The following is a 24083-nucleotide window of genomic DNA, read 5'->3' as shown; positions in this document are numbered from 1 at the left end:
GCCTGCATCACCGAACGTGCCCGGTCCGGCACCCCGAACCTGAAGCCCGAGCTCCGCGGATACCCACCGCAGAGCTCGCCGTCGCTCACGACCACCACCCCCGCGCTGCACCGGTTCCCGCACGCGCCCGTCACGTCGTCCCCCGAAGCTCGGCACGAGCCGCATCGCCGTCCCATGCCGCCATCGATCGCAGGCGCCTTCACGCCACAGCGCGCGGGCGCCGGGCACCCAGGGCGGCGAGGGCGAGCACGAAGAGCGCCGCCAGCGTCCGGGGCGAGGGGGGCGGGGCGCCGGAAGAGGCGAGGGCACAGCCGCTGGTATCGTGGTGGTACGCGTCCGGCGGCGCATCGACGCATTGATACGTCCGGTCGCACACCTTGCCAGCCGCGCAATCGCGGACCGAGCTGCAGCGGTTCAGGCATTCTCCTGTGGCCAGGTTACACGCATACGACGCGCAGTTCTTCGGCTCGCCCGCCGTGCACATACCGCCCTGGCAAACGTCGCTCTGGGTGCAAACGTTGCCGTCGTCGCAGGCGACGTCGTCGACCGGCTCGCAGGTGCCCGGGCTCCGGGCGCCGGTGTGGAGGAGGGTGATGTCGGTGGTGACGGCGCAGACGTCACAGGGGCCGCCGTCGCAGGCCGTGTCGCAGCAGACGCCGTCGACGCAGAAGCCGCTCTGGCAGTCCGTCGCCCGTCGGCACAGCGTGCCATTGGAGAAGAGCTCGAACAGCTCGGCGGTGGCCAGCGGGCCCCCGTCGGCGCCAACGCCGCCGACCATGAGCACCGTCCCGTCGTCGAGCAAGAGCCCCGCGGGCTCGCTCCGGGGCGTCCTCAACAAGCGGACCTCGTGCCAGACGTTCTCCGCTGGATCGTAGAGCTCCACGCTCGCCAGCGGGCCGCCGGCGTCGGCGCCGCCCGCGATTAGCACTCGTCCGTCCGGCAGCTCCGTGGCCACATGGCCCGTGCGCGCATGGCGCATGGACGCCGCGGGCGCAAAGGACAGGGGCGCCGGATCGAAGAGCTCTGCCCGGGCAAGAACGCCATCGCTGCTCGCGCCTCCAGCGATCAGGACCTGACCCGTCCGCAGAAGCGTGGCGGTATGGCCGGTGCGGGCGTCGCTCATCCCCAAGGGAACCGGTTCCCATTGGTCGGTGCTCGGATCGTACAGCTCTGCGTCTCTGAGAGCGTCAATGTCTCCCCAGCCTCCGACCGCCAGCACCTGCCCGTTCGGCAGCAGCGTCGCGGTGAACTGCCAGCGGGCCGCCTGCATGGCAGTGTTGCAGGGAATCCATTCGTCGTTGATCCGGTCGTATCGTTCGGCATCGCCCAGCGCGCTGCCGCTGCCCCAACCCCCGGCGACCAGCACCTGCCCGTTCTTGAGGCGGACTGCAGCGTGGTAGCTGCGGGCGCGGTTCATCGCGCCGGCGGGCAGCCAGGTTTCCTCAGCCGGGTCGTACAGCTCTGCGCTCGCGAGAGGGCCGTCGGAGCTATTGCCGCCCGCGACGAGCACCTGGTCGTTTGGCAGCAGCGTCGCGGTGTGAGCATGACGGGCGCTGTGCATCGGGGCGGCCTGGAGCCAGGTTCGGCTCGCTGGATCGTACTGCTCCACGCTCGCCTCGGAGTCGACGTTGCTAAGCGTGGATTTCGCGCCTACCATGCCGATCCGGGGCGTGAGAAATCCGGCGAGGTAAACGGAACGCCTTGAAAGAAAGGCTCGGCGTGGCGACCCGCCCGGGTTGCTATGACCAAACGAAGACGCACGCCGAGCACCTCCAAGGTGCGCCGACGCGAGCTCGGGTTCAAGAGCAAAGGCGATGGGCGGCACCAGGAGCGAATCCGGCGGCCAGACCCTTCCAGGATTCACGTCGAGCCCTCGGAGAAGAACCTGACGGGCATCGCAGGACTTGCTCCCTTCGGCGCCTTCCTCCGGGAGCTCGGCGTCGACGCGGCCCTGAGCCGCAGGTTTTTCCGGCTGAAGACGGGCCGTTCGGTCATCTACCCAATGGCCGCACAGATGCGCCTGCTGATGGACTGCGCGCTCGCCGGCGAGGAGCGCGTCTTCGGCATCGAAGCGCTCGCCGTCGATCCGCTCTTCGTACGTCTCGCAGGCGGGGTCGTTCCGAGCATCGACACCGTCTATCGGGACCTGTGCCGCTTCGATGAGCAGGCGCTCGAAGCGCTGCACAGCATGGTCGTCGACCACGGGCTCGCCCTCGTTGCTCGCCGAAAGCACCGGTTCGTGCACATTGACGTCGATACGACCGTGGAGCCGCTCTTCGGGATGCAGGAGGGGGCGCTTCCGGGCCCGAACCCGCGCTACCACGGCCGGCCGAGCTATCACCCGATCCTGGCGCGCATCGCCGAGGCCGACGCTATCGTGGGAGCCAAACTGCGACCCGGCGATACGAGCTTCGGCGAAGCCGATGTACCGTTCGTCGAGGAGTGCATCGACCGGGCGCGCGCCGCAGCGCCAAGCGCGGTCATCTACGTGCGGATCGATGGCGCGGGCGATTGCAGCGCGCTGATGCACGCCGTCGCCGCGAGGGGATGCTTTTTCCTGACCAAGGCGCGGATGAGCCCCGATCTGGTGGGCATGGTCGCACACGCCACCGGATGGCGTACCATCGACCGGGATGCCGATGGTCGTCCTCGACGGCAGGTGGCCGAGGTGCCTTTCCGGCGCGGCGATTGGCCGGATGGGGTCCGCGTCATCGCCGTACGCACACGCGACCGGGAGAACGGCAAGCAGATCTACCTTTGGGAAGGCCTCGACTACACGGTGCAGGTCTTCTTGACCAACGAGCCGGTCGAAGCGCCGGAAGATGTAGCGGCGCGATATGACCTGCGCGCGGGCATCGAGCCGCTCATCGGCGATCTCAAGCACGGGTGGGGATGCGGTCGCGTGCCGAGCCACTGCTTCAACGCCAATCATGCCGCGCTGCTGTTGAAGCTGCTGACCGCCAACCTGATGCGCCGCTATGTGCTGGACCACGTTCCGCAGCTCGCGAGCTGGCGAACGCCGTGGCTTCGCCGCGCGCTGATCCTCGTCCCGGGAAGGTTGGCCCGGTCGAGCCGGGGCACGAAGCTGCACGTGCCGGAGCGCTCGCAGCTCGCCCGCTGGCATAATTGAGCCCGAAACCAGCCGAAACCATAGCGGGGGTAAGGGGGGCGTGTGTTTTCGTGACGCTCTGGAAGCGCATCGTTGTAATCGGCGTCGCATTCGTCAGCGGAACGCCGCTGGCGCGTCGCCGTCGGCCCACTCGTGCCCCATGGGCGCGAAATCTACGCTAAGTCCCCCGGCGACCAGCACGCGATGGTTGGGTAGCGGCGTTACCGTGGCATGGACACGGCCCGTGCGCATCGACGCCGCGGTCGCCCAGCGCCCAGCCGGGTCGTACAGCTCCGCGCTCGCGAGAGGCCCACCGGAGCTGTGGCCGCCCGCGACCAGCACCTGCCCGCTCGGCAGCAGCGTCGCGGTGTGCCAAAAGCGGACGGTGCCCATCGAGCCGGCGGGCTGCCAGGTTCCCGTCGATGGGTCGTACAGCTCCGCGTTCGCGAGAGGCCCACCGGAGCTGTCGCCGCCCGCGACCAGCACCTGCCCGCTTGGCAGCAGCGTCGCGGTGTGTTCATTACGGACGGTGCGCATCGAGCCAGTGGGCTGCCAGGTTCCCGTCGATGGGTCGTACAGCTCCGCGCTCGCGTCATCGCCGTCATCGCTGTCATCACCGCCCGCGACCAGCACCTGTCCGCTCGGCAGCAGCGTCGCGGTGTGATCATAACCATAGCGGGCGGTGCGCATCGAGCCGGTGGGCTGCCAGGAGTTCGTCACCGGGTCGTACAGCTCTGCACTCTTGTCAAAGCCCCCCGCGACCAGCACCTGCCCGCTCGGCAGCAGCGTCGCAGTGTGATGAGAACGAGAGGTGCCCATCAAGCCAGCGGGCTGCCAGGTGTTCGTCACCGGGTCGTACAGCTCTGCGCGCGGGTCAAAGCCGCCCGCGACCAGCACCTGCCCGCTCGGCAGCAGCGTCGCGGTGTGATGAGAACGAGCGATGCCCATCGAACCGGCGGGCTGCCAGGTTCCCGTCGCCGGGTCGTACAGCTCCGCGCTCGCGAGAAAAAGACCGGGGACGTCGCCGCCCGCGACCAGCACCTGCCCGCTCGGCAGCAGCGTTGCGGTGGGATAAGCGCGGGCGACGCCCATCGGGCCGGCGGGCTGCCAGGTGTTCGTCACCGGGTCGTACAGCTCCGCGCTCGCGAGAGGCCCCCCCGGGGCAAAGCCGCCCGCGACCAGCACCTGCCCGCTCGGCAGCAGCGTCGCGGTGTGACCATAACCATAGAGGGCGGTGCGCATCGAACCGGCGGGCTGCCACGTTCCCGTCGATGGGTCATACAGCTCCGCGCTTGCGTTATCAAAGCCGCCCGCGACGAGCACCTGACCGCTCGGCAGCAGCGTCGCGGTGTGATCATAACGGGCGGTGCGCATCGAGCCGGCGGGCTGCCAGGTTCCCGTCCATGGGTCGTACAGCTCCGCGCTCGCGAGAGGATCCTCAAAGGCGTGGCTGTAGCCGCCCGCGACCAGCACCTGCCCGCTCGGCAGCAGCGTCGCGGTGTGATGAGCGCGGGCGGTGCCCGTCGGGCCGGCGGGCTGCCACGTTCTCGTCGCTGGATCGTACAGCTCCGCGCTCGCGAGAGGACGATCAAACGCGTCTTCATAGCCGCCGGCGACCAGCACCTGTCCGTTCGGCAGCAGCGTCGCGGTGTGAAAAGCGCGGGCGGTGCCCATCGAGCCGGCGGACTGCCAGGTGTTCGTCACCGGGTCGTACAGCTCCGCGCTTGCGAGAGAAACATCGGAGGCGTCGTCAGCGCCGCCCGCGACCAGTACCTGTCCGTTCGGCAGCAGCGTCACGGTGTCAAGAGCGCGGGCGGTGCCCATCGAGCCGGCGGACTGCCAGGTGTTCGTCACCGGGTCGTACAGCTCCGCGCTTGTGAGAGAACCACCGGAGGCGTCGTCAAAGCCGCCCGCGACCAGCACCTGTCCGTTCGGCAGCAGCGTCGCGGCATGAAGAGCGCGGGCGGTGCCCATTGAGCGGGCGTCCTGCCACGCTCCCGTCAACGGGTCGTACAGCTCCGCGCTTGCGAGAGAAACATCGGAGGCGTCGTCAGCGCCGCCCGCGACCAGCACCTTCCCGTTCGGCAGCAGCGTCGCGGTGGGATGACGGCGGGGAGTACCCATTGAGCGGGCGTCCTGCCACGTTCCCGTCGATGGGTCGTACAGCTCCGCGCTCGCGAGAGAATCATTGGATGCGTCGTCACGGCCGCCCGCAACCAGCACCTGCCCGCTCGGCAGCAGCGTCGCGGTGTGAAAAGCGCGGGCGGTACCCATCTCCCCCGTCGCCTGCCACACCGGATCGACCAGCACCTCCTCCCCGCTGGCCTGCACCCACAGCTCGATCCGCTGCCCCAGCGCCGCTAGCCGCACCGCGATCGCTCTCCCCCCGCCGGCATGCGCCTCGGGCGCCGTCACCCGCATCCGCGCTCGACCGCCCTCGTCCACCACCGCCACCGCCTCGCCCTCTTGCCGCAGCGCCGCCCCGTCCACCTCCCACACCGCCACCGGCGCATTGCTCGTCACCTGCTCCGCCGCGAGCAGCAGCCACTCCTCCGCGCCCCCACCCGCCATCGCCGTCCAGTACGACCGACCTCCCGGTCGCGCATACGTCACCGCGCTCCCTTCGAGCGCCGCCTCGCCCGCCGCGCCGACCTCACGCACCGCGAACGCAAACCCTCTCTGCCCGCGAAAACGTAGCCCCTCCTCGCCCCTTGCAGGCAACACCGCCTCGATCGTCTCTCCCGCGGGCCGGAACCGTCCCGGCACCTCCCCCCGCGACCTCGCCACAAACCCCTCGCCGGTCGCCACGAACCCCGCGCCCGCCCCGAGCACCTGCTTCACCTGCTCCGGAAAGCGCACACGCAGCACCTCGCTCGCTCCCTGCGAAGGCTCACCCGCGTCGCTGTCACTGCATCCGACCAGCGCCCCGAGCGCCACCACCAGCAGCACGACCCAGCAGCCAAGTAGCCCGCACCTCGGCAACAACGCGAATCGCATGACCCCTCCCGCAAGCGTCAAAGATCGAACCGCGCCCCCACGGTCGGCGCCACGCCGACGGCGACACCGCCCACCAGCGTCTCCGCGCTGAACCACCCATAGCCGTCGGGACCGGCGTGGATCCCGTCCGCCTCACGCCACGCCGGCCGCGGCACCGCGAACAGCACCGGCACCTCCAGCCCCGCGTTCAGCTCGACATGCTCGCTGAGCGACCACCCGACGCGGACCTCGGGCGTGACGAACACGAAGCGCGCCGCCTGCGTCCCGACGACCGTCCCCACCGAGTAAGCCGCCGCGCCCACCGTGCGCGCGTCGAACGATCCGCGCCGCGCGTCGGACATCGACCCGAAGACGCCGCCCGCGCCGAGCCGGAAGTGGATCGGCAAGCCCGCGTCGAGCGCGTAGCCGACCCACGCGCCGACGAACAGGCCGCGCAGCCGCAGCACGTCGTCGACCTGGCCAAGGACCGTCGTATCGCCCGCGGCGTCCACCTCGCTCGCCGTCGGCGCAGCAGGGTCCCCGACGACGTTGAGCGACGTGCGCCGCCCGCGTATCGCCTGCTTCACCGAGAGCGCGCCGAACGACGCCCCGAACCCGATGCCCGAGCTCAGCTGGTACCCGCCGCGGAGCACGCCGTAGCTCCCGGCGCCCACCCCCGCGCTGCACCCCGTCCCGCATGTGCCCGCCACGTCGCCCCCGAAGCTCGGCGCGATCAGCACCGCCGTCCCCAGCTCCACGAGAAAGCGCGGCGGCGGCGGCGGCTTGCGCCAGAAGGGCGACCCGGGATCGCGCTCGAGCTCCACCGAGAGCACCTCCCGCCCGCCGCGCGCGAGCGCAATCGCTTGCGTCGTGGGCAGGAACCCCTCGGCCGTGACCTCGACGGTGTGCTTCCCCGCGCGGACCTGCCCTTCCCACGAACCGCGGCCGAGCGACACGCCGTCGAGCGACACCAGCGCGTTCACGGGCACGGGCGCGATGCGCAGCGCGGCGTCGAGCTCCTCCGCCACGAGCCGCACCAGCGCGACCTCATCCACCCGGAGACTCACGCGGACCGGCGCGGTGCCGAGGCGGCCCGCGCCGCGCAGGAGCACCACGTGCGCGCCGGGCGCGAGCGGCACCGAGAGCGGCGCCGCCGAGGTCTTGCCGACCTCGACGCCATCGACGACCACCGAGAGCTCCCGCCCGCGCGCCTCGACGACCCGGAGCGTCCCCACCTGCTTCAGCCGGACCAGGCGCGCCGCAACGCGCGCGGTCTGCCCGCCCGCGACCTCGACGCGCGTCTCGAACGGCTCGAAGCCCTCCTTGTAAACGCGCACGCCGTGGCTGCCCGCCGCGACCCGGAGCGGCGCGAGCAGCGGAAAATCCCCCCGGTGCTGCCCGTCGACGGTGATCGTCGCGCCGGGCTCGGCCTGCTCGATCTCGACGGTGCCGACGAGCCCGCGCAGCGCGATCACCTCACGCTGGATCGCGTCCCGCCTCGGGGCATCCAGGGCCTCCGAGAAGTCGCGCAGCACGACCTCGAAGAGACCGAGCGCCTCGTCGAAGCGCTGGAGGCGCTTCAGGCTCTCGGCGGCGCCGACCGTCGCGCCCCAGCTCGGGTAGAGCTCCCTCGACGCCTGGAACTCCGCGAGCGCGGCGCTGAAGGCCCCCTCCTGGTAGAGCTTCCTGCCCTTGAGAAAGCGCGCCCTCGCTTCGTTCTTCGCGTCCTCGGGCGGCGCGCTCTCCCCGGCCGGCGGCTCAGGCTGAGCGAGCGCAACCCCCGGCGACACGAGCGCGGCAGCGAGCAGGACCGCGATCGCTTTGGCCCGGCGTTGAAGCATGGTGGGGGAGGATACGGTTTACGGGATGTCGTCGGGGATCAACGACCCCGTCGTGGACGTATCGCTCGGGGCCGCGGGCGGCATAGGCGCCTCTGCTGCTCCCGGCGGCCTCCTGGCCGGCGGCGTCGAAGGCCTCGGCTTTGCCGTGACGAGCTGCATCCTGGACGGAACGGCGCCGACCTCGGTCAGGATCACCTCACCCCGCAGCTCGTCCTTGCCCTTGAAGAGCCGGACGCGATGCCGGCTGCCCGGCGCGCCCTCGATCGTCACCTCGCCGCGGTCGACCGTCGCCAACGCCCCGTCGATTTCCACCGATACGTCGGCCGGCGACACGGCGAGCCTCGCACGCTGGAGGGCAGGGGGAGGCGCGGCGACAACGGACGCTGTGCTCTCCGGCAGCGCAGCCGGCGCCATCGCAGAGACCGAGGGCGCCGCGGCCTCGCTGGGCGAGACGCTGTCCTGCTGGTTCGCCGCCCGCGAGAGGCTGAAGGTGATGACCACAGCGGCCGCCGTGAGCCCCATCGTCGCGGCGACCACGCGGCGCGCGCGCGACGGAGGATCGCTCGGGCCGTTCGGCCGCGCCGTCGCATCGCCGGTGCCCGTGGTGACGGTCGACTGCGCGGTCGTCGTGGAGTCGGCGGCGGCTCCTCGCAGCATCCAAGGCGCATCCTCGGTCTTCGCCGACTCTGAGGCCGTGCTCCCCACGCGCACCGCGATCCGCGTGCTCATCCGCCGGTGTGCGTCGTCCGGTGGGAGCGACATCGGACGCTTCGGCGCGATCACGGCGCACGTCGCCTCGCTGACCGGGACCAGGTGCTCCTCGCGGAGCGAAAAGCCGTGGGGGAGGAGCGGGCGGATCGCGTCGAGCATCGCTGCCGCGCTCGGGAAGCGATCGCCGGCGTCGAACTTCAGCGTGCCATGGACCACGGCCGCCACCTCCGGGCCGACCCAGGGCGCGAGATCCTGGATCGGCTCGGGGCGCACCGAGCAGATCGCCATGATCAAGTCGCCGAACGCCTCGATGTGCTCGTGCGGAACCCTCCCCGAGAGCGCGCGGTAGAGGACGATGCCGAGCGACCAGAGGTCGGTGCGGTAGTCGATGTCGCTGAGGCCCCGCGCCTGCTCGGGCGACATGTAGCGCGGTGAGCCGATGATTCCTCCAGTGCGGGTGAGGCCCGTGGTCGGGCCGCCCTGGTGCGGCTCCGGCTTGATCTTGGCGATGCCGAAATCGAGGATCTTGACCACGACCTCACCCTCGCCGCGGCGCGCGAGGAAGAGGTTCGCAGGCTTGATGTCCCGGTGGACGATGCGCGCCTCATGGGCCTTCTGGAGAGCCACGCAGACCTGTGCCGCGATGCGAAGGGCGGTGTCGGGCTCGAGCTTGCCGACCCTGTCGAGCAAGCGCTGGACGTCTTCCCCTTCCAGGAGCTCCATCACCATGTAGGGCGCCCCGGTCGCAGGATCGGTCCCTGCGTCGCGCACCCGGACGATGTGCTCGGTGTCGAGCGCTCCCATCGCCCTCACCTCGCGCTGGAAGCGTCCGATGCTGCTCTTGCTGCGGTTCAGCAGCTCGCTCTCGACGCACTTGAGCGCCAGGCGCTCGCCGGTCTCGACCAGCTCGACCTCATAGACCGAGCCCATCCCCCCTTGGCCGAGCAAGCGGAGCACCCGGTACTTGTCGTTGAACAGCACCCCGATCACAGCGCACGCAGCATACGCGATGGACGAACGCCGGGGAACGAGGGACCGCAGACTGACAACGCCCAGGGGGTACTCTACGTGGAGTACACCCCTGATCGTCGGCAGTTTCTGCTCACCGACGCCTACGAAGCGACCGGAGCAACGGCGATGGAGCAGCGCGGACGGTTCGTCGATGACGAGCTCGCCGGTTGCCCCGGCGGCCGCGGAGAGCTGCCCGAGCAGCACCTGTGGGCCGACGGTTACCCAGGGCGTCGTCTGGTCCCTCGACGTCGCCGCGGGGTTGGCACGCCGAGGCGAACTCGTAGGGCTCGCGCCCGCGTCCCTCACAGAGCTCCCAGGGGTAAGCGACCGTGCTCCGCCAGCGACCCCGGGCGCGGGTCCAGTCCGGCGCCGGGGGTGGCGCGACGGGGCGCATGCGCTCCAGGTGCACGACGGGAGAGCACTAGTCGCGCTTTCCGCGCCACATGTGCGACAGGCGAAAGTGCCGCGTCCAGCCGCGGCAGGCTGGATCAGGATGAAGCCCCAGGCCTTCGAACTGCCCGAGCCACGCGGCGACGACGCCCTCGGCTTGGTCGACCGACACGGGCGCGCCAACGGCTGGACGATCCGGCGGCCATGCGCCGTGTACTGGTCACTAGTTTGCTGCCGAGGCGACCCCCGCAGGGAGAGGTGGTGTCGTCTGTGTGCCATCCGCTCCGCCCGCATGCGGCGGCTGTGGCAACTCGAGCTTCTTCGGGTACGCGCCCGATTCTGTCACTACGACGTCAAACATGTCCGAACTCTGCATTTTGAAGACGCGAACACGATGTATGCTACCGAGCTTCCCCTCGAACTCGAGAATACCATGCCGCATCGTCGCGGGCCGCCCGTCGACTTCGACCGAAGCGTCAACGGGCAGCACCTCCAGTTTGACAACGCGTTTGGACGGCGGTAGCTGCATCACCGCCTGAATCCGCTGTAGGGTCGGCTGCGCTGAGGGCTGGCCGGTGACCACGCTCCTCGCGCGATACACGCTGTATGCGCCAAGACCACTGGCGAGCAACACGCCGACTCCGACTGCGTGCGAGAGGCGGCGCCGCGCTAGCTCTCGCGGCCGCGGCGCTGCGGCCTCTTCGCTGGGTGCAGGGACCGTGCTGCTCGAGGTGAGCGTCGTGGTGTTCAACTCGCGCTCGGTCGGACCCTTGCTCGTTGCGACGCAGGTTCTGTCGGCCACCAGCGCACGCTCGGCGTCCGTGAGCGGAACGAGCATGCCCTCGTCAAGGGCGAGATCGCCGTTGAGCAGCGGCATGATGGCCTCCAGCATCGCTGCGGCGCTCGGGTAGCGCTGCTCACGGTCGTGCTGGAGAGCCGTGTGCACGATCCTCGAGATCTCCGGCGGAACCCAAGGCGCGAAGTCCCGCACGGGCGGGGCCGGATCGTGCACGATCGCGGCGACGAGCCCGACGAACGCGTCGATGTGCTCATGCGGCGTGCGCCCCGCGAGCGCGCGGTACAGGACGATCCCAAGCGACCAGATGTCGGTCCTGTGATCGATCTCCCTACGCCCCCGCGCCTGCTCCGGCGACATGTAGCGCGGGGTCCCGAGCGTGGTCCCTGTCTCGGTGAGACCTGAAGAGGGGTCGTCCGAGCCGTGGGGCCGCCGGATCTTCGCGATGCCGAAATCTAGCAGCTTGACGACGATCGTCGGGTCTCCCTCTCGGCGCGCGAGGAACAGGTTAGCGGGCTTGATGTCCCGGTGCATGACGCCGGCTTCGTGAGCCTTCTGCAGGCCCACGCACGTCTGCGCCACGACCCGTAGCGCGACCAGCGGCGGTAGCGGGCCGAGCCGGTTGAGGAGCCGGCCCAGATCCTCGCCGCGAAGCAGCTCGATGACCATGAAGGGCGCGCCTGTCTCGATGTCCTTGCCGCTGTCGAGCACGCGCGCGATGTGGTCGGTGTCGATCCCGCCAGCGACTCGCGCCTCGCGCTCGAACCGCCCGAGGGCTGAGCCGCCGCGCTCCGCCCTCTCGGGGTTGATGAGCTTGACCGCGACGCGCCGCTTCTCGGCGAGATCCTCGGCCTCGTAGACCGCCCCCATCCCCCCTTCGCCGAGCATCGAGCCCAGCAGGTATCTACGATTCAGCGTCTTGGCGTTCATAACGCAGCGTTCTGAAAGGCTACTCCAGCAGGTTGAGGTCGCTCGTTCCGCGGCGGCCTGGTCGCGGTCGCCCTGCCAAGCGGCTTCATACCATGAGCGCCGCGCGTTCACGAGCCTCCTCAGACAACGCGCGCTGCTGCGACGCTCCGCGCCCGGGTGCCAACAAAAATTTGTAAAATCCATGACTTATGCGGACGCGTCGGCACGACGCTCGGCCGAGGAGCCTGTGCGCCCCGAAGAGGCGAGAGCAGGCCGGCGGTGAGCCACCGGGCCGCCGGTCGACCAGCACACCGGCGCGGCGGAGCGAGTGGAACCAGCGCTCGGTTTGACCGCCAGCGGTACGCCGCGTCCGCCCCGCCGGACGCAGGACTGATCCCCCCGCTTCCGCTGCTTGGATCAGGAATTTTCCTGTCCGAATCAGCTCTCCGCACGATGTCGGCGCGATACCGCGTTAGGGGTCGAGGTGATCGAGCCGGCACGAGCACAACCTCGACGTTCACCGACCCGCGAGATGACCGGCGCCGAGCTGCTCGTCGCGAGCAACTACACGTATGCCGAAGGCGATGCTCCGGAGGTGACCGAGACGAAGGCCTGACCGAGCTTGTCGCCGCGCCCCGGTCCAGGTCACCCCGGCCCGGGCCATCGCGACGCTCCAGAATGAGCCGTCGCATCCCTCGGAATACCCGGCTGGATCACGACTGGGCTTCCTGGGTATCCTCAAGATCATGGAGAAGCACCCCACAGCACACGACGCTCTCAGCGGCGGGTCAAGCGGCGTCGTGTGCGCGACGCGGCTCGCAGGCGCCGAGCGGCAGGCCCATCCCGGGGACTACGCAGCGCCTGGAGACCTGGGCGCTCCGCTGAATCGCGCGTCCCCACCTGCGACCACCGTCGAAGCCGGTGCTGACGCAGCGGGCACGTTGGAGCGGAGCAGTACGGTTGCAGCGGGCTCCGTCATCCGGCACTACGAGCTCATCCGTGAGCTCGGCAGCGGCGGCATGGGAACCGTCTTCCTCGCCCGGGATACGCGCCTTGGTCGCCTGGTCGCCATGAAGGTCCTTCTCAAGTACAGCGGCGAGCGCGCACAGCGCTTTCTGATCGAGGCTCGTGCCACAGCGCACATCAATCACGAGAACATCGTCGTGATCCACGAGCTGGGAGAGCACGGCGAACGGCCCTACATGGTGCTCGAGTACATCAAGGGCAAGACGCTGGCCGAGCTCCTCGCCAAGCCGCGCGGTGACCAGGAAGGCGAGCGAGACGATGAGGACGCGGAGGCGCCGCCCTCCGTATCGACGGGCGCCGGCCTGCCGCCGGGACGCGCTGTCGAGCTGATGATCCCGGTGGTGCGTGCGCTGGTCTGCGCCCACGACCGTGGCGTTGTCCACCGCGACCTGAAGCCGTCCAACATCATGGTGAGCGACGCGGGCACGGTGAAGGTGCTCGATTTCGGTCTCGCCAAGCTGCTGGGCGCGGGCGACGATGGTCGCGCCGCCACCGGTGAGGTCGCGCTGGCTGAAACCCTGCTCGCACAGGAAGCGAGCGGGGTGTCGCTGACCGGGGCTGGCGCCCGGCTCGGAACCGCGCCCTACATGTCACCGGAGCAATGGGGCGGAGGCCCCGTGGATCATCGCACCGACATCTGGGCGGTAGGCATCCTCCTGGCCAGGCTCGTGCTCGGACGCCATCCGCTCGCGCCTCTGTCGCTGTACGAACTGTCGACCATAGGCCGCCTCACCGTGCCCATGCCCAGCCTTCGGGAGATGCGCCCAGAGCTCGGCAAGCTGGCCTCGATCATCGATCGTTGTCTGATCAAACGACGGGAAGACCGGCTCGGCAGCGCCCGCGAGCTGCTCGCTGAGCTCGAAGCGCTCGCGCCCGCGTTCTCGCGGTCCACCGCGGGGGAAGACCAGAATCCCTATGCTGGCCTGGCCTCGTTCCAGGAGAGCGACGCAGAGCGCTTCTTCGGCCGGTCCCGCTCGACTGCGGAGGTGGTGGGCCGGCTCGCCGAGCAGCCGCTCATCGCTGTCGTGGGGCCCTCAGGGGCAGGCAAATCGTCGTTCGTGCGCGCCGGGGTGATCCCCGCATTGGACCGCACCGGCGACGCCTGGGAATCCTTCACAATCCGCCCGGGGCCTCACCCGCTGGCCGCGCTGGCCGAGCTGCTGCTCAACTGCGCCTTCGATTCGTCGACCCAGGACGGCGCCATCTTCGCGCGCGAGGCGTCCAGCCCGATGACCAGGGATCGCGAGGGGGTCGTCGCGACGCTGCGCGCCGAGCCAGGGTTCCTCGGCGCACTGCTTCGCGCGCGGGCCCGGCGCAAGCTCAAGCGCATCCTCCTCTTCGTCGACCAGTTCGAGGAGCTGTACACCCTGGCGCGCGACGGCGAGCGCGAGCGCGTCGCGTTTTTCGCGTGCCTCGCCGGGGTGGCAGACGACCCGGGCTCGCCGCTGCGCGTGGTGCTCACGTTCCGCTCGGACTTCCTCGATCTCATCACTGAGGCCCACGCCGCCGCGGTCGGGTTGAACCGCGGGATCATGCTGCTCCCGCCCATGGACCGCGAGGGGCTACGCGAGGCGCTCGCACGGCCGCTCGCGGCGGTGGAGCACCGATTCGAACCGCCGGAGCTGGTCGAGGAGATGCTCGATGCGCTGGAGCACACCGCCGGGGCGCTTCCGCTGCTCTCGTTCACCGCTGCCAAGCTGTGGGAGCAGCGCGACCGGTCGCGGCGCCTCCTCACCGAGGTGAGCTATCGGCGCATGGGCGGCATAGCCGGAACGCTGGCCGGCCACGCCGATGCGGTGCTGAACGCCATGTCGTCCAGCGAGCGCGCGATGGCGCGCGCGGCGCTGCTCAGGCTCGTCACGCCCGAGCGAACTCGGGCGGTGTGCATGCTGGGCGAGCTCTGCGAGATGTCTGCGGTGCCCTCCGACAGAGATCGGGTGCTGCGCCGCCTCATCGACGCTCGGCTGCTCACGGTTGAACGCGGCGGTGCCGCAGAGGCGACGGTGGAACTCGTGCACGAGTCGCTGATCGCCGCCTGGCCGACGCTGGCGCGGTGGGTGGCTGAGGTCCACGAGGACGCGGCATTCCTCTCGCGGCTCCGCAGCGCCGCTGGCCAATGGGAGGCGAGCGACCGCTCCGAGGATCTACTCTGGCGCGGGCAGGCGGCGCGGGATGCAAAGCGCTGGCGCGCGCGGTACTCCGGCGAGCTGGCGCTCGGAGAGGAGCGCTACCTGAAGGCCGTCATCGCGCTGGCGAGACGCGCGCGACATCTGCGCTGGCGAATTGCGATGGGCGCGATCGGTGGGCTCGCGACGATCGCCGTCATCGTGTCGTACCTGGCGGTTCGAGCGGAGCGGACGGCGGCCTGGGCGCGCGATGAAGCCGCGATCGCCGCGAGGCAGGCCGCGCGCGCGGACGAGGAGGCGGTTCGCGCTCAGTCCGAGGCCCGGCAGGCGCGCAACGCCACGCGGACGGCCGCGGCGCGCGAGCTGCAGGCCGATCCCACGACCATGCTCGCGTTGCTGCGCGAGGTGGAGCCGCCGGATGTGCCGCGCGGGTGGTCCGAGCTCTCGCGCCAGGCGTTGCAGGCCGGGCTCGCCCATGTGGTGCTCATTCATCCGGAAGCGGTCCTGGGGGCCGCGTTCAGCCCGGATGGCAAGCGCATGGTCACGGCGTGCTTCGACAGGATGGCGCGCGTGTGGCGCGCCGACGGCACGGGCGAGCCCCTGGTGCTCCGCGGGCATGAAGATCGGGTCTGGTCAGCGGTGTTCAGCCCGGATGGCAAGCGCATCGTCACGGCGTCCTTCGACAAGACGGCCCGCGTGTGGAGCGCCGACGGCACGGGCGAACCCGTCGTGCTTCGCGGGCACGAGGACCGGGTCAGGTCGGCGGCGTTCAGTCCGGATGGGACGCGCATAGCCACCGCGTCGTTCGACAAGACGGTGCGCGTGTGGAGCGCCGATGGCAGCGGCGAGCCCTTGGTGCTTCGCGGGCATGAGAACTCGATCTACTCGGTGGCGTTCAGCCCCGACGGCAAGCGCATCGCTACGGCGTCACAGGACAGGACGGCGCGCGTGTGGAGCGCCGATGGCACGGGCGAGCCCCTCGCGCTCCGCGGCCACGAGGATGGGGTCAACTCGGCCGTGTTCAGCCCGGATGGCAAGCGCATCTTGACGGCGTCCCTGGACAAGACGGTACGTGTGTGGAGCGCCGACGGCAGGGGAGAACCTCTGGTGCTTGGCGGCCACTCGGCAGGTGTGTACTCCGCGGCGTTCAGTCCCGACGGTGAGCGGATCGTCACGGCGTCCTTCGACAAGACGGCGCGCGTGTGGAGCGCGGATGGCATGGGTGAGCCGCTGGTCCGACGCGGACACGAGGACGGCGTCTACGCGGCAGCGTTCAGCCCCGACGGCAGGCGAATCGTCACGGCGTCGTTCGACAAGACGGCGCGCGTGTGGAGCGCCGACCGTACGGGGGACCTCCTGATCCGTCGCGGGCACGACGACGGGATCTACTCGGTGGCGTTCAGCGCTGACGGCAAGCGCATGGTGACCGCCTCATGGGACAAGACGGCGCGTGTGTGGAGCGCCGAAGACACCGGCGAGCCCGTGGTGCTTCGAGGGCACCACGACCGGGTCACTTCGGCAGTGTTCAGCCCTGACGGCAAGCGTGTCGCCACGGCGTCCTTCGACAAGACGGCGCGCGTGTGGAGCGCGGATGGGGCGGGCAGCCCCGTGGTGCTCCGGGGGCATGAAGATCGGGTCAATTCGGTGTCGTTCAGCCCTGACGGCAAGCGTGTCGCCACGGCGTCCTTCGACAAGACGGTGCGCGTGTGGAGCGCCGACGGAGTGGGCGAGCCCGTGGTGCTCCGGGGGCATGAAGATCGGGTCAATTCGGTGTCGTTCAGCCCTGACGGAAAGCGCATTGTCACCGCGTCCTGGGACAAGACGGTGCGCGTGTGGAGCGCCGACGGAGCGGGCGACCCCGTGGTGCTCCGCGGTCATGAACACTGGGTCATCTCAGCGGCGTTCAGCCCTGACGGAAAGCGCATTGTCACCGCGTCCTGGGACAAGACGGTGCGCGTGTGGAGCGCCGACGGAGCAGGCGACCCCGTGGTGCTCCGCGGTCATGAACACTGGGTCATCTCAGCGGCGTTCAGCCCTGATGGCAAGCGCATCGTCACGGCGTCTCAGGACAAGACCGTCCGCCTATGGAACTCCGATGGCACGGGCGATCCGATCGAGTTTCGTGGCTCAGATCGGGCATACAACAGCGCGGCATTCAGCCCGGATGGGAAGAGAATCGCCGCTGCGTCCGACGACAAGAATGTATGGGTGTGGCCCGACATCGAGCCGCTCCGCGGCGTGGACGATCCCAGGCTGTGGACGGCGACCACGTACTGCCTGCCGGTCGAGCAGCGGATCAAGATCTTGAACGTCCCTGAAGACACCGCGCGCGTCAACCGGGAAGCCTGCTTGCGCCGGGTCGAAGAGGCCCGCGCAACGACCAGCGCGTCTGACTTGGACCCATGAGCAAGAGAGCGCAGCGGATTACGCGCCAGTTTGACGCCGAGACCGGCAGCTATCGAGGCGGCGGCCCTTCACTTGGTCAGATCCTCATGCGCGCGCTGGCCTCGTCCGTGCAGGGGCGGGGCAGATGGGCGCTCGCAGGTTCAGCCTTGTCGCGCTACGCGAGGGACCCCCGCTCACGCAGGACGGGCGAAGGCACCCATTACCTCCGCGACATGACGGCGAGGTAACAGAACTCGCCAGGCTCCAGCTCCGAACCGCGTACCACTTTAGTAGACAGGCCAGCCGCCGGTTTCGTTTGTGAGTCAACCGCGCGGTGCTCTAGCATGCGGAGGCATGATTGAATGCCTCGGTCGAGCTCTGGTGTTCGTGGGTTCGATCCTGCTTCTGGGCGCTGCGGAGGCCAGCGCTCAAGAGCTCGGCGATATCGGGCTCAACCGGTTCGCTCCTGCCCCCGTTGGGGATCCCTTTCAGGAGGTACAATCCCCAACGATCGGTGGGCACATCGTTCCACGCGTCGAAGTGATCATCGATCACGCAGACGAGCCGCTCGTCCTGGAGCCCAGATCCGAGCACGGCGCCGTCGTCAGTCATCAAACGTTTCTGCACGTCAACGGGTCGCTCGCGCTCTGGGACCGCTTGCTTGTCTCCGCCGTGATGCCCGTTGCCATCGACCAGGACGGCGAGCGACCGACAGCGTACAACAGGACATTGCCTTCGCCGCAGCGCGTCGCGATGGGCGATGTGCGCGTAGGAGCCCGCGTTCGTCTCAGCGGAACCGAGGACGACGCTTCCTCTCAGTTCTCCCTGGGGACCGATCTGTACCTACCTACAGGTACGGCCGGTGCGTTCGTGAGCGATGGCGGGCTGTGCCTCGCGCCGCACCTTCTCTTCGGAGGTAGCGACGAGGGTTTCCTGTGGAGCGTCAATCTGGGCGGGATGTTCCACGACTCAGAGAGTCCTTCCGCGCTGACGTACGGCGGCGGCGCCGGCATGTCCCTCTGGGGAGGGAGATTGCTCCTGTCGACAGAGCTGAGCGCGGCGACCACACTCAACGCGATTGTAGCGGAGGCGTTCAAGGACGACGAACACAAGCCGCACCTCCCGGGAGAGTTCGTCTACGTCAAGGATGCGAATCGATCTATCAAGCAAGAAGTCGGACACAACATCGAGCTTCTTGTCGGCGCGCGTGCCCGTCTGCTCAAGGGCGTCTCGGCAGGCCTGGCAGCCGGTCCGGGGCTCACGAGCGGCATCGGGACCCCGGCTTACCGTATCGTCGCGACGCTGGGCTGGGAGCTGCCCCGCGATCGCGACGCGAAGAATACCCCGGACGCCGACAGCGATGGAGTCGTCGACGCGTCCGATGCTTGCCCGTACGTGTTTGGGCCGCAGGGCTCCGCTTCGTCGCGGAGCGGCTGCCCGGACATGGATCCCGACGGTGATGGCATCGAGGATCCCGACGATGCATGTCCCGATGAACGAGGCGTCCAGACGAAGAACTGGCACAGCAACGGCTGCCCTCCAGTGGACGATCCAGACGACGACGGCATCCCCGACGCGGTGGACGCCTGTCCTGACATGAGAGGCAAGCCCAGCAAGGACCGCAAGGCGAACGGCTGCCCTGACGCGGCAAGCGCCGAAAAACACGACAGTGTGATGGCAGGACCGAGATAAAACCGTGTTCACAATAGATCGATTTGTACGTGGCTATTTGATGCGCAGGGCCACTCGTTGGCTTGATTTCGGCAGCTTGCGAAATGGTGTTCGTTGTCACTGATAAGGGATCAAATGGAGAGACTCGTCATGTCCGAAATTTGCTCACATGCGGACCGAGCATGGAAGCCGTCGGTCCGCGGTCGTCCACAAAAGAGACCATCTGGCTGGCGCCGGGTAGCAGGCAAATGGGGGATCCTGGTTCGACGTGCGCTTCGCTGGGCTGCGGCCGGCGGGGCGGTGTCACTGACGGCGGTTTCTGCTCCGGTGGCAGCTAGGGGCGAGACGAGGGACGTCAGGGTAGAAGAAGCGCCTCTGGACGACGCAGCGCCGCTGCATGGGTCCTCGGTGTACCTCATGTCAATGCGCGACCAGGACGCGCCGTATGCGAAGATCAGTTGCATGACCGCCGACGAGTGCCCGGCTGAGTGTGCTGAGCAGAGATTCTGTGTTGACGGGATGTGTTTGCCGAGCCCCATACCCGACGGTACTCCCTGCTCGGACGGCACGTGTGAGGCGGGTGAGTGCGTACCAGAGCTGACCCTCCGAGGTGGCGGTTGCACGTCAGCCGCGCAGTCACACGGCGGAGCTGATCTCTGGGCGGTCCTCATCGTCGCCGTGGCGGCGTGCAGGCGACAGGTGCGTCGACGCTCTTGACGGGAGGTTCGCGGTCGACACAGGCAGCGCCCAACGCATCGATCGGCTTGCTCGATTCAGTCGCCAGCGCGTCAGCGACGTAGCGCACCAGGTGTTACCGGGGTACGCGTTCTGCGGACCCCATCCTGTCTTCGAGCCTCTGCGCCGCTTAGAAACCGGCGCCGGAGGTATCGATGGACGAGAGCACACGCACCTGGCGCGACCGCGTGGCGCGCTGGCACAAGAGCGGGCACTCCGCCCGCGTGTTCGCGGAGCAGGAGGGGGTCAACGCCGGCACGCTGTACTCGTGGAGCCGCCGACTGGGCATGAAGCGGAGCGACTACCGGCAGCGCTCGGAGAAGGCGACGCTGCCCACGTTGCTCCCGGTGGTGGTCGCCCCGTCGGGCGCTGCGGCCTGCCCTTCGGGCGCGGCGCTGGAGATCGTCTTCCCAGACGGCGCGGTCGTGCGCGTACCACCGACGTTCGACGAGGAGACATTGGCGCGCGTTGTTCGAGCGCTCGGGGGTATGCGATGATCCCGGGCCGCGTCTCGATCTACGTTGCCACCGAGCCGCTCGACCTGCGCCGGTCGTTCGATGGCCTCGCTGCTGTCGTGCGGGAAGTGCTACGGGAGGACCCGCTCTCCGGAGCGCTGTTTCTCTTTTTCAACAGGGCAGCTGACCGCTGCAAGGCCCTGTGGTGGGACCGCAGCGGGTACTGTCTTCTCTACAAAAGGCTAGAGCGCGGAACGTTTCGAGTCCCGCGCGCAATCACACCGGGTGGCACGAGCGTCATCATCGACGCCGCCGAGCTCGCGAAGATCCTGGAGGGCATCGCGCTTGCGCCCTCGAAGCTGCGGCGAGAGGTCCGCCTCGCTGAGGCTGCACCCCCTCCAGCCCCCTGATCCTACCTGATAGCACTGCATTCTCGCGGGCAGCACCCATGGTTGCATTCCCGCGAGACGCTGTAACTTTCCTCAACAAGCCCCTTCAAAAAGCAGGAGCTCACGAGTACTTACCGCCCCGTGAGCAAGCCGGTCGAAGAGCAGATTCGCGAGCTCAAGGACAAACTCGCGCGCGCTGCCCACGAGCGGGACGAGTACCGCAAGCTCTACGAGCTCGCCAGCATCGAGCTGGAGCGGCTTCGCCGGCACATCTTCGGCCAGAAGGCCGAGCACGTCGACCCCGGGCAGATGCAGCTCGCGTTCGACGCGATCGTACAGATGCTCGCGGGCGCCGGTGCGCAGCCGGACGCGGGCGCGACCGGCTCGCCGGAAGGCCGCGATGACGCCACGCCGAACGGCTCTTCCGGCGGCGGGGACAAGGGGCGCCAGGCCCGCCCGCACGGGCGGCAACGCCTGCCCGAGCATCTGCCTGTCGAGCGGATCGAGCTGTTGCCGCCGGAGGCGCAGGATGAGCGCGCGACCGCGCTCGTCCGCGTCGGCGAGGAGGTGTCGGAGACGCTGGAGTGGCGGCCCGCGAGCTTCGTGCGGCTGCAGATCGTGAGGCCGAAGTTCGCGGTCAAAGGTGAGCCCGAGCAAGGCATCACGATCGCCGACGTCCCCGACAGCCCCATCCCGCGCTGTCTCGCCGGTCCGGGTTTGCTCGCGCACGTGCTGGTGAGCAAGTACGCGGATCACTTGCCGCTTCACCGGCAGGAGAAGATGTTCGAGCGCTGGGGCCTTCACCTCTCGCGCTCGACGCTGTGCGGTTGGGTCGAATCGTGCGCCGACAAGCTCGCGATCCTCGTCGGGGCGATGGCCAAGGACGCCCTGAACGCGCACTGCATCGCCATCGATGCCACCGGCGTGCTGGTGCAAGCAAAGGAAAGGTGCCGGCGGGGCCACTTCTGGGTCCTGGTGGCGGACCGAGATCACGTCCTGTTCCGGTTCACGCCCCATCACAACCAGGATGGCCCCAAGGAGTTCCTTCGGGGCTACAAGGGCTATGTCCAGGCCGACGCCTCCAACGTCTACGAGCAGCTCTTCCGCACCGAGCAGGTGACCGAGGTCGGTTGCTGGGCCCATAGCCGGCGGAAGTTCTTCGAAGCGATGACCTCCGACCGGGAGCGCGCGACAGTCGCCATCGGCTTCATTCGCAAGCTCTACGCGATCGACAAGGCGACCAAGGAGCTGCCTCCGAGCCGCCGGACCGAGAAGCGCCGGACGGATGCCGAGCCCGTGCTCGTGGCCTTCCGCGCCTGGCTTGAGACAGAGGACGTGCTCGTCCTGCCGAAAAGCCCCATCGCCGGGGCCATCGGCTACGCGCTCAATCAGTGGACCGCGCTCACTCGCTTCCTTGAGGATGGTCGGCTCCGCCTGGACAACAATCGGAGCGAGCTTGAGCTCCGCCGCGAAGCCGTCGGCAGGAAGAACTGGCTCTTCGTGGGCAGCAAGGACGGCGCCGAGTGGAACGCCACTATCGTGTCGCTCATTGCCTCCTGTGGGCTGAACGGCATCGAGCCCTGGGCCTACCTGCGCGACGTGTTGATCCTGCTGCGAACCTGGCCTCCCGAGCGGCTCATCGAGCTCGCTCCCAAGTCCTGGAAGCAGACCCTCGAGAACACTGACGCTCGGCAGCAGCTCGCGGCCAGTCCGTGGCCTCGGGCGCCGGCCGCGGCCGCCAGCTGATCGCTCCCCGGCCTCGCCGTCCGCTGCCGCAGGCACCGGCGCCCCCTTGCCGGCCGCCGGACTCGCCGCTCGCCGGCGTTGCTGCGCTGGTGCCGCCTCTTCGGCGCTCGCTCGGCCGACGCGTGGCCTCCGGCGCCTCGTCGACGACTCGGGGTCGGCAGTGGCATCGGCGGCACGCGGCTTCGCTGCCGTGCGCCTGCGGGCGACCTGCACGCGGGCGGGGAGATCGGCATCGACCGCCGCTTTACCCGCTCGCTGCTGCGCCCAACCACCCTTCGCCGCAGGCCGCTCTTGCTCTCGCATCGCGTCGCGAATCTACGGCGACGGCACGCACCTCGCGAGGATGGGGTCTACAGGACGGATACTTACCGGGCGTGGGCACACGCTTCCGCTTGACGCGCCGCGTCCAGCCCGACCCGAGCTGCGGTTGAGCTTCGACCTCCGTCGCGCCTGCGCGGAAGGCGATCTCATCGCGCGGCAGGCTGCGGAGCGATCTGGAGTTGTTGCGCGATCACCGGAGGCGTCGCTCGAGCGTTCACCCGCAGCAGAATCTCAGACCCCGAACTCGGTAGCCCCCGTCCCGAGCTCTTCGGGTTCGCTGCTGCGGTAGGCGCACGTGACGGGAACGAAGCCGATCAACATTCCCGCCATCGGTCTCTCCTCGTCATGGTGATCCGTTCACGTCGTCGACGAGCTCGCGGAGGGTCTGAACTCCAAGATGTACATTTAAGCTCTTGATAATGCTGGCATCGCCGAATCAGGAACGGCCTTCAGTACAACGGAGGACGACACAAGGGCCGCTCCGGTGTCCTGTGTGGGCACTCCGGTGTAACGTGGGCAAGCAGAATGTTCTCGACGTCGTCCTCGTGCTTGCGGAGCTCCTCGCAGAAATCCTCCGGCAAAGTGACCGTACCTTCGCTCACGGAATCTGGGATCCGGTCGAGAATTTCATCGGGAATGGTAGGTACGACCAGGCAGTTGTTGCCTTCGCGATCACAGATCCCCAAGTGCTTCGCCGACTCCTTCATCTGGAATGCTACATTAACCTCCCTGAGAGTCTTGCTGGCCAAGGCCCTTCGTAGTAGGCCATCCTTCTTCAGCTCGAATGTGCACGGCTGGCCCTCCTTTGGGATTTCGACTGCCTCCGCAGGGACACTGGCGCTATCGAAGCAATCCTGAACGTCGAAGCATTCGAGCGCGCCCTTTGCTGGATCGAACTCGCTCGGAACTGACAATTTTTGGACTGGTATGCACCTTGCTGAGGCGCACACGTTCTCGACTCTTTCGCCCGATTCATCATCCGGTTCTCCATCCGGACAAGTCGACGTGCCGGTGACTTTAAAGTTTGATTCAACCTTCTTTTTAACCATACGGGTACAAAGAAACTCGAGCGGAACGAACGTCGTCAACGACGCATGCTCAGGTAACGTGACGACCCTCTTGTTGTAACCTCGGGCTATTCCGTTCTCACCGCCGTTCCAGGCGGTCACCTCTACTGTCACCGGCGCTAGCGGATCCGGCTCCGGTGCATCGAAGACGATCGAGCCCGGGATTGTAAGCTTGATGTTTCGGTCGTCGGTGCCTGAGACCGAGAAAGCATTTCGATACTTCACCGAGCCAGAAACCGAAACGATCAATGAAATCGTATCGATGTTGTTGACAAGACCCATGTCTGTGTCGATGTACACTTCCAGCTTGCCTGACGGCGCGCAGGCTGCCGCTTCGACTGAGGCAAGAAGGCAGGCCAGTGACGCCATTCGATGCGGTGTCATCATGGTATGGATCCCTCGCGTCGGTTGCTTATCGT

General features: G+C 68.5%; 13 protein-coding genes. 7 read left to right on the top strand and 6 right to left on the bottom strand.

All coding sequences use genetic code 11. The features are described from left to right. Positions 1 to 199 precede the first annotated feature (199 nt). A complete protein-coding gene (locus WME76_RS29490; RefSeq protein ID WP_437955594.1) occupies positions 200 to 1657 on the bottom strand; it encodes a Kelch repeat-containing protein in 1458 nt (485 codons plus the stop codon). Between the two features lie 84 nt (positions 1658 to 1741). Between WME76_RS29490 and WME76_RS29485 the strand changes: the two genes are divergently transcribed. Further along, the gene (locus tag WME76_RS29485) at positions 1742 to 3130 is read left to right on the top strand and encodes an IS1380 family transposase (protein WP_437955192.1); all 1389 of its coding nucleotides are present in this window, start codon (positions 1742 to 1744) and stop codon (positions 3128 to 3130) included. A 93-nt stretch (positions 3131 to 3223) separates the two neighbouring features. Here the strand turns inward: WME76_RS29485 and WME76_RS29480 are convergent, their stop codons facing one another. The 4 genes from WME76_RS29480 to WME76_RS29465 all read right to left on the bottom strand — a co-directional run bounded on the left by WME76_RS29480 (position 3224) and on the right by WME76_RS29465 (position 11764). After that, positions 3224 to 6058: a kelch repeat-containing protein gene (locus tag WME76_RS29480; RefSeq protein ID WP_437955593.1), complete on the bottom strand. Its 2835-nt coding sequence runs from the start codon at positions 6056 to 6058 to the stop codon at positions 3224 to 3226. A 65-nt stretch (positions 6059 to 6123) separates the two neighbouring features. Beyond that, on the bottom strand, positions 6124 to 7926 hold the full coding sequence (locus WME76_RS29475; protein WP_437955592.1) for a PEGA domain-containing protein: 1803 nt from the start codon (positions 7924 to 7926) through the stop codon (positions 6124 to 6126). A gap of 18 nt (positions 7927 to 7944) precedes the next feature. Beyond that, positions 7945 to 9627 carry a serine/threonine protein kinase gene (locus tag WME76_RS29470; RefSeq protein WP_437955591.1) on the bottom strand — a complete coding sequence of 561 codons (1683 nt, stop codon included), beginning with the start codon at positions 9625 to 9627 and terminating at the stop codon, positions 7945 to 7947. Between the two features lie 634 nt (positions 9628 to 10261). Next, the gene (locus WME76_RS29465; protein ID WP_437955590.1) at positions 10262 to 11764 is read right to left on the bottom strand and encodes a serine/threonine-protein kinase; all 1503 of its coding nucleotides are present in this window, start codon (positions 11762 to 11764) and stop codon (positions 10262 to 10264) included. A 463-nt stretch (positions 11765 to 12227) separates the two neighbouring features. Here WME76_RS29465 and WME76_RS29460 point away from each other — a divergent pair, with 463 nt between their 5' ends. From WME76_RS29460 to tnpC, 6 genes are all read left to right on the top strand, one after another. Further along, entirely contained in the window at positions 12228 to 12359 is a 132-nt protein-coding gene (locus tag WME76_RS29460) for a hypothetical protein (RefSeq protein WP_437955589.1), read from the top strand. Between the two features lie 130 nt (positions 12360 to 12489). After that, the gene (locus WME76_RS29455; RefSeq protein WP_437955588.1) at positions 12490 to 17301 is read left to right on the top strand and encodes an nSTAND1 domain-containing NTPase; all 4812 of its coding nucleotides are present in this window, start codon (positions 12490 to 12492) and stop codon (positions 17299 to 17301) included. Between the two features lie 333 nt (positions 17302 to 17634). Continuing rightward, positions 17635 to 18972 carry an OmpA family protein gene (locus WME76_RS29450; RefSeq protein ID WP_437955587.1) on the top strand — a complete coding sequence of 446 codons (1338 nt, stop codon included), beginning with the start codon at positions 17635 to 17637 and terminating at the stop codon, positions 18970 to 18972. Positions 18973 to 19841: 869 nt separating this feature from the next. Further along, complete coding sequence (gene tnpA / locus WME76_RS29445; RefSeq protein WP_437954793.1) at positions 19842 to 20183, top strand: IS66 family insertion sequence element accessory protein TnpA; 342 nt, start codon at positions 19842 to 19844, stop codon at positions 20181 to 20183. After that, positions 20180 to 20551 (top strand): IS66 family insertion sequence element accessory protein TnpB, encoded by a 372-nt coding sequence (gene tnpB / locus WME76_RS29440; RefSeq protein ID WP_437954794.1) that lies wholly within the window; start codon positions 20180 to 20182, stop codon positions 20549 to 20551. The genes tnpA and tnpB overlap by 4 nt, the downstream gene beginning before the upstream one ends. Before the next feature lie 120 nt (positions 20552 to 20671). Further along, positions 20672 to 22276, top strand: coding sequence for an IS66 family transposase (gene tnpC, locus WME76_RS29435; RefSeq protein ID WP_437954795.1), 1605 nt, complete (start codon positions 20672 to 20674; stop codon positions 22274 to 22276). Between the two features lie 770 nt (positions 22277 to 23046). Here tnpC and WME76_RS29430 read toward each other — a convergent pair. After that, positions 23047 to 24051 (bottom strand): hypothetical protein, encoded by a 1005-nt coding sequence (locus WME76_RS29430; RefSeq protein ID WP_437955586.1) that lies wholly within the window; start codon positions 24049 to 24051, stop codon positions 23047 to 23049. Positions 24052 to 24083 lie beyond the last annotated feature (32 nt).

This window comes from Sorangium sp. So ce119 (genome assembly GCF_051524405.1).
GTDB classification, from domain to species: Bacteria; Myxococcota_A; Polyangia; order Polyangiales; family Polyangiaceae; genus Sorangium; species Sorangium cellulosum_G.
This window is presented reverse-complemented; position numbering and strand designations above follow the sequence as displayed.